The organism is Chryseobacterium sp. BGA-UO-ETr-SB22 (assembly GCF_059567885.1).
This window is the reverse complement of record NZ_JCAQOV010000005.1, coordinates 951,163-965,569: the sequence shown is the minus strand read 5'-3', so window position 1 is coordinate 965,569 and position 14,407 is coordinate 951,163. Positions and strand designations below refer to the sequence as shown.

Here is a 14,407-nt window from a genome sequence, read left to right as displayed (position 1 = left end):
TTAAGCTTTGAAACCACAGAATGGAATATCAATATCAGTACTAAGAAGAACAATCTTATTTTTTGTATTTGTTCTTCTGCAATTTTCGTGGGCTTTTGCGCAGGAAAAGAAGGATATTCAAATCCATTTTGAAAATGACAGTGTTGCTGTTGAGAAAGGTTCTACTTTTACTAATTTTCTGGTCATTGAGAATAAAAGTTCTGAAGAGATTACCATTCAGAATATCATACCTCAGGAAAAATATCCGGGATTGCTTTTTTATCCCAAAAATGACTTTACCTTAGGCGCAGGTCAGTCTAAAAATCTTCCTGTGAAACTGATCGCCAACGTGGATTTTATGAAACTGAGATCCAATGAGATCAAATTTCAGGTTTCGTATACCAGCCCAACAGTTACCAAAACTGAAAATGCCTCTTTCTTCGTTGCTAAAGAAGAGAACAAAAACATCGCAGTTTATACCGCCACCTACGAAAATTTCATTAACCCCGCATTGCCCCAATCTTCAATTCTGTTGACTGTAGAAAATCAGGGTTATAGTAAACGAACTGTTAGAATTGATTTGCAATCCATTCCTGACGGTTTGGAAATAATGCCAAAACAACAAACCATATCTCTGGAAGGTCTGGAAAAACAAACGGTTGAGATCAAAATTGCGGTAAGAAAACAGAATACACTTTATCCGGAATTTAATATTAATGCAATTGTCACAGACCTGCTTGATAATAAAATCGTGGGAAGCAACACGCTTTACTTAGTCATTTTGTCGCACAACAGACAACTTGCCCGCGGAAACGAAGCGTTGAGCGGAAGTAATTTTGCGGAAATCAGCTATAATGAAAACAGTTCAGGTTTCAATTATCTTCAATTGAGGGGGAATACAGCGTTTCGGGTGACTGATAATTTAAAATCGAGCTTCAATATTGGTGCAGATTACTATGTTGAAGACGGCCGTTATAACCTCTATGATACCTGGCTGGAGCTGGAGAGAAAAAATACAGTATTACGGTTGGGAAATGTTAATAGCAGTGATTACGATTATCCGGTTTTCGGAAGAGGTGGGAAAGTTTCTACCAAATTTGGTAACAATAATCAGATTGAAATTCTTGCGCTGGAAAATAATTATAATCTGTATGGTACTTATTTCCAACAAACAGAAGGATCTACCATCGCGGGTGCAAAATATGCTTTTGGGAATGCTAAATCTTTCAATGGGAAAGTGTCTTATATATTCGATCATGATCCGCGCTTTAACATAGATACGCAGGTGGCGAATGCGGTAACATCATTTTTAATAAATGATAAAAACACAATCCGCACTGAGGTTGGTCTGAGCCACGAAAAAGGCCTTTTGAACAAAGATGAAAACGCAGGAGCTTCAATGGGAGCCAATTACGATGGAAAAATAGGGAACTGGGATATACAATCTGTCAATTCCTTTGCTACCAAAAGTTATGCAGGGATCAAAAGGGGATCCTTTTTCTCAAATCAAAGGATTGGCCGCCAATTTTCTACCTCTCAGCGTGCTTTTATACAATATCAGAATTCACAGATAGAGCCCGAATTCCTGAGTTTTCAGGGTGCATCAACCCAACCTGGGAATACCTCTAATTTACGTTATTATTTCAACAGTACAGAAGCTTTGGGATTAGGTTATCAGTTTTCTTTAAAGAAGTGGAGTTTTCTACTGTCTCCAAAGGTTGAAAAGCAAAAAACAGCTAATTTTTACACATCCCAGGAACTTTTTTCATACCGGTTGGAAGCTAATATCAGCACTACATTAGGTGCCCACGGATTGAACCTGACGGCAGAATACTCTTATTCAAAAGAGAACAATAAAGCGGACTGGTTCAACAGTTTGAAAACAACTTTATCTTACAGATATAAATCATTCTCTCTCAACGGAACAGCCCAATGGAACGCAACCAGTGTCTTTGATTTAAATTCTTATTATGATGTAAGCCGTAATTTCGCCAACTATAACGTTTACGCCTCATATAATTTCCAGATGTTTAATCATAATCTGACTGGATCTTTTTCAGCGGGAGCCTTCTATTCAGAACTTTATAAAAATTTAAACAGTAATATCACTGGTAATCTGGAATATAAGATTTCACCTTCATGGTCTACCACAGGTTATTTTAATCTTTCCGGTTATAAATCTACGGCTGAATATGCAACCAGTGGCAGTTATTATCAGTTCAGAGTGGGGATTAAAAAATATTTTACCACAGCTACGGCTCTTGGAAATCATAGAGTGTCGTTCCAGTTCTTTGAAGACAAAAATTTCAATGGACTTCTGGAGTCCGGCGAATCGGTACTTGCTAATGAAATTGTAAAACTGGACAATTATGTAGCGATGACGGATAAGAATGGAAAAGTAGTTTTTCAGAATGTGCCTGAAGGTACTTACACACTAAAGGTGAACGAAAGTGCGGGTGCCCGATTGATGATGGATCCTGTCATTATGGTACATAGCAATATTAACCGCAAAGTGGGCTTGGTAAAAAACATCAGGGTAAGTGGGAAATTAACAGAGATCAAGCAAGCCTACGATGTTTTGGAAACGGATGTAACCGGAATAGTGGTGTATGCAAAAAGTGAAGATGGCATGGTCTATACTGCTGTGGTGAACCAAAAAAATGAGTTTGAGTTTTTCCTGAAAGATGGAAAATACAACCTCTATATTGAAAATGACAAATACAGCTATACACAACCCACCCAAACTATTCAGGTGACAAAAGAAGGGTATTCAAAAACCGTAGTTTTTGAATATAAGAAGAAAGACACCACCATTAAGGTGAAAAAGTTTTAAATTTAAAAGTATGAAAAAGATGAGGGTTTTTCTAATAGGAATTTTTACCGTGTTCTGCGGGTCTACAGTCACTAAAGCTCAGGATGTGTACCTGTCGATTCCTGACAGTAATATTTTTAACAGGAGCGAATTTACTTCAGTACCTACAAGGGTAATGACGAACGCCAACAGAACAAACTGGGATTATGCCTTTTTGGGATTACTCCCAACAGCTCCTACATTTACCTCTGTTTCCGGACCAACTTTTACTCACTCTTCTTCCTCATCTACTTTACCCAGCTCCACTCTTCTGTGGCAGTTAGAAAGTATGGGCGGGCAGCTACCCTATACTGGACTTTCAGGTTATTTGCCAGGTTTTCAGTCGTTCAGTACAAGTGCTGTAAAATGGTTTGAACCACCATCACTCAGTATCGGGGGAGGATTCAACCGGGGAAATATCAATTTTACATTTAAAATTCCTTCCTCACAATTTACTGCCAATGCCTTCCGGGCCGGGAATTACTCCATGGATATAACTCAGAACTATAATGACTTCACACCACGTAATTTTAAAACAATTTTAGTCATTCCTTCATCTATGCGATGGGTTGCAAACTCTTTAACAAAATACATAGAAATATCTTCTTTGAATGACTACCGCAATACTAGCACACGGGTGTGGGATTTGGGGAATACAGAAATCGCGCATACAGTTGATTTTAATTTTTGGGCGAAAGCTGCTTCCACAAACATTCAGTTCACCTCTTCTAAAGGTGTTCCAGGAACCAGGAATATAGCAAACATTAAGTTGGGTAGTAATGGAGCTGCACTTACAACCAAAGCCTTATCTGCCGATTTCCAGAATTTTTCCGCTGCTAATTTCAGTGTTGTAGCGGGAAACAGAAACAGCTTTATCCCGGAGCTTTATGTGTCTGCGGATGATTTTAAAAACCTTTTTTTTGAAGCCGGAACTTATACGTTTGAATTGAACTTCAATGCCAGAAGTACAGATAACTCAATTAACAGTTTGCAAAATACGGCTGTTCAGTTAAAAGTGCTTCCTCTGTCAGAGATCACCATCCCCAGTTCCGGGCGCAATGTAAACTTCAATTTTAATACCGCGGCCCAATACACCAATGGTCAGTCACAAATGATTCCCAACCAAATTATGTTATCCAATAATGAAAATTTTGAGCTCTATGTAAAATCGGACGAAAATTATTTCAAGAAAGGCGGTCTGCAGACCAACATCAATTCCAACATATTACAAATTGGCATAGATGGAAGTTCTGTAAATGCTCCATTATCCAAAACGCCTCAAAAAATACTCTTTAACGGAGCACCGGTTTTGGACCGGGGACTGAACGTAAAATACACCATATCACCTGCAGGTGCCCAAAGTTTGGTAGGGAAGGAAAATACCACCTACTCTATCAATGTTTATTATAGCTTTACAGCAATTTAACAATACTTTCTAAAAAAACTCTTCCTTATGGACCATATTAATGGCAATAGTCAATCACCGGATCAGCACTATATTGATAAATTAAATGCATTCGAAAAAAAATATACCGATGTTTTTGATTTCTTAGTGTTCGCGGCGGCTAAGATGATCAACATGGAGATTTGCACCATGAGCATTACCACGGAAGGGCAAGTTTATGTTCTCGCTTCCAGTGATGCGTCCCTCAATCAGATCTATCCCCAGAATCCACACTTTATTTTGGAAGACCAGACTTCGGTTTATGAGTTTAAGAACGTGGAATTTAAATTTCATAGAAGTTATCCCATCCCCGGTCTTGAGGACAATCTGATCGCTCATTTAAATTTATTCGACAAGGAAGAGAAAAATTTAGATAAAGCAGAGGAAGAGTTGGTCAACAAGATATTGAACCAAGCGTCAAAATGGCATTTGAGTAAAGAAAAAGAACTAGCAGAAAAAGCCTATGCTTTAAAATCAGAGTTTGTGGCCAATATGAGTCATGAGATCAGAACCCCGTTAAATGGGATTATCGGTTTTACAGAGCTCCTTCTGGAAACGAATCTGAACGAAACACAGAGACAGTACCTGGAAATCATCAACCAATCTGGTGTATCCCTCTACAGCATCATCAACGATATTTTGGACTTCTCAAAATTAGAAAAGCAAAAACTTAAGCTAAATCTAGATAAAGTAGAGATCGAAGAACTGGTTTCAGAAGCCTTCAATATTGTTGCGTACAGTAATACTAAAAAGCAATTAGAAATGCTCATTGATATTGACGACACCATACCTAGATATATTTGGACTGATGAGATGCGCTTAAAACAGGTTTTCGTCAACCTTTTGAGCAATGCTTTAAAATTTACTGAGGAAGGTGAGATTGTTTTATATGTTAAAGTTTTAGATGATTTAGGAGAAGGAAAAAGACGAATCCGATTTGGAGTTCGAGATTCAGGTATTGGAATTAGCAGCGAAAAACAGGCTGAAATTTTCAACCCTTTTTCACAGGAAGATGGCAGTATCACTAAAAGATATGGGGGTACTGGTATGGGACTCACCATTTCGAACCAAATCCTGACACTTGCCGGCAGTGTTTTACAACTCGAAAGCGATCAGGGGAAGGGCAGCAACTTTTTCTTTGATATTCTGTTTGACACGCAGGAAGAGGAGTATGATTTAAGCTTAACTGATATTAAGAGAGTTTTGATTGTGGACGATAATGAAAACAATCGGAAAATCCTGAAAAGGATGCTGGAAAGAAAAAATATCGAAGTAACGGAATGCGATAGCGGGTTGAAGGCTTTGCTATTGATCATGGACAAATCCAAATTCGATGTGATCATTATGGATTATCATATGCCCATCATGGATGGCATTGAAACCATTAGAAAAATGAAAAGTATTATTCCCGATACCAACCACGTAGCGCCGTATGTTGTTTTGTACAGCTCGTCCGATGATAGTAATTTACAGGCTGCATGTGACGAATTAGAAATAGAAAATCGGCTTGTAAAACCGATTCGTATGAAACAGATGTACCAGGTTTTATCCGCCTTAAAGAGTTCTGAAAAGAAAAAACCGGAGCAAATAAAAAATGCAGCAAATGAAGTGAACGAGCGCGAAATAAAAATTTTAATTGCGGAGGATAATGCTATTAATTTACTTCTTACCAAAACTTATTTAAAGGATATTATTCCTCAAGCTTTCATCATCGAGGCAAAAGATGGCACTGAAGCGGTTGAAAAATACCAAAAAGAGAATCCTGATCTTATTTTAATGGATATTCAGATGCCTCATCTCAATGGTATTGAAGCAACCAAAGAAATAAGAGCCTTGGAAAAAAACATCGAAATCCCTATTATTGCACTAACAGCAGGGAGCCTGCCTGGTGAGAAAGAAAAATGTATGCAAGCCGGAATGTCAGATTTTTTAACCAAACCTTTATTAAAACAAACCCTGTCTAATATGATTCAAAAATGGTTTGGTACAGAAATCGAAAAAGAATAAATAATAAACTATGCTTACAAAAATACCGGAGTAGATTTTTTTAAGCTTTGATACAGAATTTATGAATGACCCTAATAACGAACTACAATTAAAAATCGAAAGACTGGAAAATGAAATCAGTTTTAAAAATGGACTGATCTCGATATTGTCTCACGATTCAAAAGAAATGTTTGGAAATTTTCTGTGGCTGATAGAAGCGGTAGAAGAAAAGACCATAAGTGAGGAAGATTTTTTTAAATTGTTGCCACAGTTAAAATTCGATGCCCAGAAGAATCTGCAAACCATTCAGGACAGCACCTCTTGGTTAAAAACGCAATATGGGGAATTTAAGATTAAACCTGAGAAAATCATGGTGGTGGATCTTTTTCACCATTTTGAAGAAAAATATGCTGCTAAACTAAAAGAAAAAAACATTAGATTTCATTTTAAAGAAGATTCCAAAGCATTTGTTACTACCGATCGTTTGTTACTGGAATATGTTTTAGACAAAATTTTAAATAATGCAGTAAAATACTCTTTTTCTGGGAACGATATTCACTTGCAGGAAGTTACAGATGATCATCAGGTGACAATTTCCGTGATTGACTTCGGAACGGGAATGGATGAAAAATATGTATCTGAAATCTTCACTTATGGCAACCCCTTATTCCTTGGTACTGCTGGTGAGAAAGGAGTTGGATTAAGTTTGAAAATTGTAAAAAATTTTGTATCCTTGATGCACGGAAACATTCAAATCACTTCCACTGGAAATAAAGGCACTACGGTTTCCATTTTTGTACGTAAATTTATAGAATAATGGGTTTAAAAGTAAACGTTCGTATTATTGTAGCAGATGATCATGGTATTGTCAGGATGGGTTTAATACAAACCATACAACGCCTCCGCCCTGATGCTATAATCTCTGAAGTAGAGGATTTTAAGTCACTGTACAAAGTAATTTTAAAGGAAGAATTGGATTTGGCCATCATGGATGTTAATATGCCTAATGGTTCTGTTCAGGAAGCGATTGATTACATAAAAATGCACCAACCCGGCTTAAGAATTCTTATATTTTCTTCTCAAGATGAAGAGGTGTATGCAATGCGTTATCTAAAGATGGGTGCCGGTGGCTATTTAAGTAAACAAAGCTCCAATGCAGTAGTTGAAACTGCTTTGACGGCAATGCTCAGTACTGGCCGGTATGCAAGTGACGATGTAAAAGAAGCGATGTTTTTAGAATCGATAAATGGCACGACAAAAAACTCACCCTTCGAAGCACTATCAGACCGCGAATTGCAAATTGCCAATAAGCTTGCTGAAGGTCTTCCTCTCAAAGAAATTTCTAATCAACTTAATCTCCATTCATCGACGATCAGTACTTATAAAAACAGGCTGTTTGAGAAGCTGAAAATACGATCCATACCTGAATTGGTAGAGATTCTCAGGCTGTATAATCAGTAAGCATTCTATTATTTCCCGCATTGTCATCCTGGAGAATTGTGGGATCTTGTACATCTGAAAAAGATTTTTCACTCTACTACCCTCCAGAGAGGTTTAGCTAAATCACGTTGTATGTACAGAACAGGAGAGATTGGCAGAAGCCAAGCTCACGAATTCGCTGTATTATCAGATATATTTTTTTCTGAATCAAAAAACCTTTGAAGAAAGAGTGCTCTGAATCTTTTAAGGTAGAGATTCATTACTGATTTTATTCTTTTTTATAAAGAAAAATAGATTAATGTTTTGTTTATTGTGTGATATTGAAAAACATTTAAAAAGTCGGACACATTTTTTTACTTAGCCCCCAACTTTTGCGCTTGATCCATACTAAGACAAATTCACAACAATAAAAAAGCCTCAAATCTTTTGATTCGAGGCTTTTTAGCGGAGAGAGAGGGATTCGAACCCCCGGACCTGTTACAGTCAATAGTTTTCAAGACTATCGCAATCGACCACTCTGCCATCTCTCCTTAAACTCCGGTAGTACCGTTGTTTTCAGTGGTGCAAATATAGAAAGTTTTTTATTACTGACAAAATATTTTTTTAATAAAATTTACATTTCTATTTTTTTCAAGAAAATTTTATTTTTCAAGGCTGTTAAATCAAAGTGATTAACAGCTAAAATTCAACTGTTTATCCCTTGACAAAAGGGATTCAGCTCTAATAGATATTTTTAATGAAATTTTTTAGCCGTAATAATATTCGGTAGTGACATCACCGCTAAAAGCCGGATGCATGTCCTGTTTCTGCATATTCAGTTCAAATAATCTTTCACCATCTTTTTTACCTCCCCGTATTTTTAATGAATACCATCCGTTTTCTAGAGATAAACTAATGCTGTTTTCATCATTGATAGAAGTAATGTCTTTTAAATAGCCAATACCAACAACTCTTACTTCATTATTAGCGGTCTGAAATACCCAGCCTCTGGACTCCACTTCTACTTCATCATCATTCAGAATCTTTTCGCCGTTCATAGAGACCCGGAATGTATAATGATCTTCTTCTACGCCTATTATGGGGATTGCGATTCCTGATTTCGTTATTTCATCCCCATGTTCGTTTTCTACAAAATATTTTAAAATATTATTACCCTGAAGATGATTTTCTTCCAGGTATTTTGCTAAAAGCTGTGGACTGAATACCACAAAACCTTTAAGTTCAGAGAATATTTTCTTCATATATGGATTGGATTTGGATTAAATTTCACTTGACATTTCGAGGTTGACAAGTGGATGTTGTCTCTTAATTGATCATATTTTCTTGATTAAATGTTATAAAATCATTTTGTGAAATAGTATCAATTATGTCTATTAGTTTATCTTCTGCTGAAATTTCTTTATCATAAAACTGTTCAATAAATTCTTCACACTCTTCATCATCACCATCAGGATCGTTGGTAAAAAATTCTTCAGATTTAAGGTTGTTGATTACATCCAGAGTATAATCTATTGTTGATTTTATCTTTGCTTCCTCTCCTTTTACTATTTTAATAATATTAACGGCAATCAAGGCGATATTAACTGCAATTGCGGCCTGATAACTGCTGTATTCATCATCTTCAGGAGCTAAACTTTCAAGGGTATTGAATCTCTCAATACCTGCAGAATTCAGTTCATTACCTGTAAAAACACTATTTAAAACATAATCTGAAAACTCAGCAAGCTGTGTACTTCCATTTTTAAAACGTTGGGCATACTCATAATCATCATCTTTAATTTCTTCCTCAAAAAGTTGATACAAGTCTTTAATTCTTATGAGTGATGACAGATTAAATTTGATTTTATTTTCTTTACTTAGGTTTAATGATTTTTCCTTAACCGAATTTTCGCTCATATCTGTTTATTTATATTTTGGTTGATATTTTCCTTCAGGAATATGATATTTTCCTCCTTCCTGACGGTTTTTGCTAAACTTACCCGTTGTAGCTTCTTCAAATTTAACATTATTATTATTCATGTGATGCTCACAATCAATACAAATTTTAGTGCTTGGCTCAATTTCTTTAATGCCTTTTTTAGCATTGATTAGGGCTTCTTCAGCGTGAACATTATCTGCTTTACTCTGAATCACAGTGACACCCATTTCTTTGGCCCAGTCTTTTATCTGCTTTGGCACATATTTCTTACTTGAAGAAACGTAATAGTTACCATTACCATCAGTACCCACAGCCGTTACACTAAATCCTTTAGCGTCGCCAAGAGTACTGTGCGCATCCTTAACCAATTCCTGCAAAAAGTTGACAGGATCGTTATGCAGACCAAAGATGTCAACCCAGCTGTTACTGTCGCTTACAAAGGCATACATAGTATCATTATTCCCCATTAATCCGATGGGGTCTTTTGATATATACGTTCCTGAAGAAGAATCATAATATCTCCATCTGTTATAATAAAGTCCTTCTAGTTCCTGATCTTCATATTGCCCAAGCTGCCGGAACGGAATGAAAAACGGATCTCCTTTCGTGTTTCTCAGATTTCCATATATATCAGACTCTGCACTCCAGATGAGCTCTCCATTATCATTATAAGATTGTACAGGTCTTCCCATATAATCTGAAATTATACTAAAGTGCTCTCCGTTTACAATTTTTGCAGAAGGAACAAATACTCCTCTCTCGTATACCCACGTGATAAGATTCTTTACTGTTTCATCTTCAGATTCCAGTTTACCCTCATCATTGATGTGTGTTTTAGGGATTTCTTCTGTATCATAGCTCCATTCATGTAAAATAAGATTAGCATCCCATACAAAGCGGCTTACTCTATTCTCTGTAGTTTTTGAAATTCTTCTTCCCAGAGCATCATATTCAAAACTTATTTCTTTACCATTTGGGCGCTTAACTTTCGCCAGCATTCTGTTGGCATTCCATGAATAGGCCCAATCTCCAGATTCCCATTCCTGTTTTTGAACTTCTGTTGAAGGATCTTTATATAAGTCAGGTAAAGTATTTCCATCAGGCAGTTTTGGGCTGTTCAGCCAATCTGAGGCAATGTTTTTATAGTAAGGATGAGTATCTTCGTATTTTTCTGTATGTTCAGGTTTAATGTTATTGATGGGACGTTTACTTTTCAGCAGTAAGCAGCCTTCTTCATCATAATGATAAAACCAGTTTTTATCACGCATCAGCTTTCCTCCTTTATCATAGATACGGTCTGTCTGCTTTGCACTTTCATACAAACAGCCTATTTCATCAGGATTTTTATACTGTATTTCTCCATTAGAGTATTCTGCAGACACAAGGCTTCCAAAAGCATCATAATCAAATCTTACCCTTCCGCCAGTTACTCTGTCCAGAATGTGTAACAAACGGCTTCCAATGCCCCAGTCATAATCTTTATGGAAAGTCGTATTTGTTTTATTGACTGTTATTTTCTGGCTTATTGGTATTCCAAGGTGATCAAATTCAAAAGTGCTTTCCACCCCTCCTGTCATTTCGCGGGAAAGCATCTGCCCGTTACGGCTCACTTCAAGATTCATCTGCCATGGAGTATTAGCATTCTGATGGGCAGCAGTTACTGTTTTCAGCTGATCAAGATCATTATAAGAATACCCGATTTCTGCTCCCAAACTACTCTTTAAACTGAGTAGATTCCCATGGTTGTCATATTCATATTGAATGGAATGCTCACCTTGCTGCTCGTTGGTAACCAATCCTAATTTATTTCTCTGAAAGGCAACGCTACTGTTTTCATTATCTGTCTTAATTAATAATCCTGAAGTATTATACTGATACGCTTCCCATGAACCATCAGGATAATGAGTCTGAGTCAGTCTTCCCGCCAGATCATATTCATAAAAAATATTTTTTCCGTGTGGGGTTCTGGTTTGGGTCACCAGCCCGTCTTTATCTCTTACAAAGAATTTTTTCAGACCATCAAAACCTGTTTCACCAATTATTTCACTGTTATTATTTCTTTCAAAAGAATAAGTTTCTCCTTTTTGGTTGGTAATGCTCATTAAGTTTTCATAAGCATCATATCCAAAAGCAAGTGTTTCCTCTTTTTTACTGGTAATAGCATTCCGGCGAACCTGCCGCTTCAGACTTCCCATTGGCGTATAGCTCATCAGCCATTCTGCACGCCCATCTGTAGCATAAACCGGAAGATCATATGCATCGTAACGAAGTTTTAATGGCAATTGTCCCTGTTCATTCACTTCTACTACTCTTCCCATTTCATCCCTGTTCCAAAGAATTCTGTTCAAAGGTTCCGGACTAAAGACCAGAAGTCTTCCATATTCATCATATTTCCAGTACTGCTCAACTCCGATAGTATTGGTCAGTTGAATGAGCTGACCTCTCTTATTATACTCGTAATGTGTTGTAATATTTTCTCTTATACATTTTTCAGGAATTCCTTCGCCATCAGCATATTCATAATAAATACTATCTTCAGTGGGATCTGTATAACTTATCAGCTTCCCATCTTCATCATAGCTCCATGTTTCTGAAACCCCTGAAGGGGATAAACGGGCTAAAACCTGCCCGAACTCGTTGTATTGATAATGATATTCTTCGCCATCAAGACTATGGAAAATTTTAATATTTCCCATCTCATCATAGGTGTATCCCTGAACTTTTCCTTCCGGAGTTCCTATCATTTTCAATTCGTTGTGAGCGGTATAATCGTACCAGTACTCTCCACCTTCTCCATCTACTTTTTGGTAAACAAGAAAATTTTCATCATAATAATAACGCTCTGTTTTATTGTTCTGTTTAGGATATATTACCTCTGTAAAGCCTTCCTCCTCATTATAAAGAAGCCTACCTTCCATGTACCCGTCCACTCCTTTGGTATGAACTACTCTTCCTTCTGCATCATATTCCCACTGATAGCTCATTCCGTTTCTGTTGGTTCTTCGGACAACATGGTTTTCTCCATCATATTCAAAGACAATGGCTTTTTTGTGAATATCCCAGACATGAGTAAGATTCCCGTGATCATCATAATCATAGCGAACCTGAAGATCTCTCTGTTTTTTATAGCAGTAAAATACTTCTTTTACTTTCTTATGCTCTGGATGAACAGCCGTTTCTATACTAAATCCGCTCTTAACATCTTTGATTCTTTTCAGGACAATACTACGATCTTCATACTCATATTCCCGGATGGTTCCGTCACCATATTCAATGCGACTTACCTTATATATTGTACCTTCTGTAATATGATGAAAACGTTTATAGGTATAGATATCAGTTCCTTTACGAACAATCCAGATACTGCTGCTTGGTCTATACTGCCATATCTTCTGGTCTCTGAAATAGGTCATTTCTTCTCCTATTTCAGGTGCAGGAATCAGCATAGCTATATTTTCGTCAGGATGCATCCATCCGGCAAACTTATTGTCTTCTTCAGGAAGGATAAACAAATCATGATTATTAAAGACAGCATTTCCCAAAGGTCCAAAATCATAAGGTCTGTCACTATGCCATACATTTCTCCAGGTTAAAGGTGTACTCCCCTGAATGGCAAAATCATCCCACTCAAAAACCATTGCCCCAGTTACGAAATTGACAGGCTCGAGTCCTAAATGACATAATTTCTTGGATAAGGCATTCGCAAACTTGAACTTATTGAATGGTGCTTTCTTGAGAACACTGTTATTGAGTTTCTTTAATCCATTCGCACCCAGTTTCCCTATTTTCTTGGTCAGGCTTCTCATTAAAAACATCCCTGCAAGACGCATCAGCATTTCTCCGGGTGTATAAACATGGGGAACAAAAGCTCCTCCCACCAATACAGGACCTCCCGTATTGATCTGGATATACATGCTTGAAAAATTATTATAGAAGGCAAAATAGGCCAATGGGTTTTTCTTTGGCTTATCCGGCATGGCAGGCAGCATAGTCATCCCGAAAGGGAATCCCATACAGGTAAGAACCTGTTGAGGCTGGTTTCCACTCATTTTACTTCCCTGCGCCAAAACAGTTTGTGAACCATAATAGACTTCTCCTTCGTGTGGTGCCTCCTGAGGAAAAGGTATCAGATACACCGGAATCAAGGATGTGATATGTTTAAACGGAATCACGACTCCCATAACACTGGTTGTGGTAGTTGCTTTGTGTCTTCCGTGAACGTATATAGAGCCTCCCATCGGAATACTTTCCGGCAGTGACGGCATCAGATTTCTTGCAAACTGTGGAATCGGAATAGTGATCGTAATGTAGTCCATGATGTCAAAAACAATCCCGATAAAAGGATGCGGCAACGGCAGAGGAATCAACATAAATGAAGGTGGTGGCGGGATCAGCGTCCAGTGGATATCAATTGCCAGTACAATATCAAAATGCTTACTTGTATGCTGAATTGCAGTAGAAGGCATTGCTGGAGTATTCACTTTGATCAGTTTTACTTTACTTTCCGGAGCTGCTTTTTCGGCAGTCACAGCACTGCTTCCACCGCCACCTCCACTACTTTTCCCAGGTTGTGCGCTGTCTCCTCCAGCTAAGGATTTAACCATAGAAACAGGGTTCAGGGAATCAACGTTATTTTTCATCCCGTTTTTCCACCCCTGTTTGGTTTTGTCCCAGCTAACCGAAGTAACGTCTGCGTTCACCTTCAGAGAGCGGTCCGGGTTCATATCCGGTTTTGCAACCTTTATGGGTTTTACTGTCTTTTTATTCAGATCTGCCATGATTCTTTTAA

General features: G+C 37.5%; 8 protein-coding genes and 1 tRNA gene. 5 read left to right on the top strand and 4 right to left on the bottom strand.

Features of this window, described 5'->3' with window-relative positions; all coding sequences use genetic code 11:
• The first annotated feature begins 7 nt into the window (after window positions 1–7).
• The 5 genes from AC57AW_RS11630 (at window position 8) to AC57AW_RS11610 (ending at window position 7,721) form a co-directional block, all read left to right on the top strand.
• A complete protein-coding gene (locus tag AC57AW_RS11630) occupies window positions 8–2,812 on the top strand; it encodes a hypothetical protein (RefSeq protein WP_496352008.1) in 2,805 nt (934 codons plus the stop codon).
• Between the two features lie 10 nt (window positions 2,813–2,822).
• Window positions 2,823–4,256 (top strand): hypothetical protein, encoded by a 1,434-nt coding sequence (locus tag AC57AW_RS11625; protein ID WP_496352007.1) that lies wholly within the window; start codon window positions 2,823–2,825, stop codon window positions 4,254–4,256.
• Window positions 4,257–4,283: 27 nt separating this feature from the next.
• Window positions 4,284–6,281 carry a response regulator gene (locus tag AC57AW_RS11620; protein ID WP_496352006.1) on the top strand — a complete coding sequence of 666 codons (1,998 nt, stop codon included), beginning with the start codon at window positions 4,284–4,286 and terminating at the stop codon, window positions 6,279–6,281.
• Between the two features lie 61 nt (window positions 6,282–6,342).
• Entirely contained in the window at window positions 6,343–7,077 is a 735-nt protein-coding gene (locus AC57AW_RS11615) for a sensor histidine kinase (protein ID WP_496352005.1), read from the top strand.
• Window positions 7,077–7,721: a response regulator gene (locus tag AC57AW_RS11610; RefSeq protein WP_496352004.1), complete on the top strand. Its 645-nt coding sequence runs from the start codon at window positions 7,077–7,079 to the stop codon at window positions 7,719–7,721. Before AC57AW_RS11615 ends, AC57AW_RS11610 begins: the two co-directional genes overlap by 1 nt.
• A 424-nt stretch (window positions 7,722–8,145) precedes the next feature.
• Here the strand turns inward: AC57AW_RS11610 and AC57AW_RS11605 are convergent.
• From AC57AW_RS11605 to AC57AW_RS11590, 4 genes are all read right to left on the bottom strand, one after another.
• Window positions 8,146–8,230, bottom strand: a tRNA-Ser gene (locus tag AC57AW_RS11605).
• Window positions 8,231–8,446: 216 nt separating this feature from the next.
• Complete coding sequence (locus AC57AW_RS11600) at window positions 8,447–8,941, bottom strand: hypothetical protein (protein WP_318847819.1); 495 nt, start codon at window positions 8,939–8,941, stop codon at window positions 8,447–8,449.
• Between the two features lie 64 nt (window positions 8,942–9,005).
• On the bottom strand, window positions 9,006–9,596 hold the full coding sequence (locus AC57AW_RS11595; protein ID WP_496352003.1) for a hypothetical protein: 591 nt from the start codon (window positions 9,594–9,596) through the stop codon (window positions 9,006–9,008).
• A 6-nt stretch (window positions 9,597–9,602) separates the two neighbouring features.
• Window positions 9,603–14,396, bottom strand: a complete 4,794-nt coding sequence (locus tag AC57AW_RS11590; RefSeq protein ID WP_496352002.1) for an RHS repeat-associated core domain-containing protein — start codon at window positions 14,394–14,396, stop codon at window positions 9,603–9,605.
• Window positions 14,397–14,407 lie beyond the last annotated feature (11 nt).

What these genes read in the sequence shown, in the direction of transcription:
- AC57AW_RS11625 (WP_496352007.1), top strand. Translation starts at nt 2,823, where the DNA reads ATGAAAAAGATGAGGGTTTTTCTAATAGGAATTTTTACCGTGTTCTGC.
- AC57AW_RS11620 (WP_496352006.1), top strand. Translation starts at nt 4,284, where the DNA reads ATGGACCATATTAATGGCAATAGTCAATCACCGGATCAGCACTATATT.
- AC57AW_RS11615 (WP_496352005.1), top strand. Translation starts at nt 6,343, where the DNA reads ATGAATGACCCTAATAACGAACTACAATTAAAAATCGAAAGACTGGAA.
- AC57AW_RS11610 (WP_496352004.1), top strand. Translation starts at nt 7,077, where the DNA reads ATGGGTTTAAAAGTAAACGTTCGTATTATTGTAGCAGATGATCATGGT.
- AC57AW_RS11600 (WP_318847819.1), bottom strand. Translation starts at nt 8,941, where the DNA reads ATGAAGAAAATATTCTCTGAACTTAAAGGTTTTGTGGTATTCAGTCCA.
- AC57AW_RS11595 (WP_496352003.1), bottom strand. Translation starts at nt 9,596, where the DNA reads ATGAGCGAAAATTCGGTTAAGGAAAAATCATTAAACCTAAGTAAAGAA.
- AC57AW_RS11590 (WP_496352002.1), bottom strand. Translation starts at nt 14,396, where the DNA reads ATGGCAGATCTGAATAAAAAGACAGTAAAACCCATAAAGGTTGCAAAA.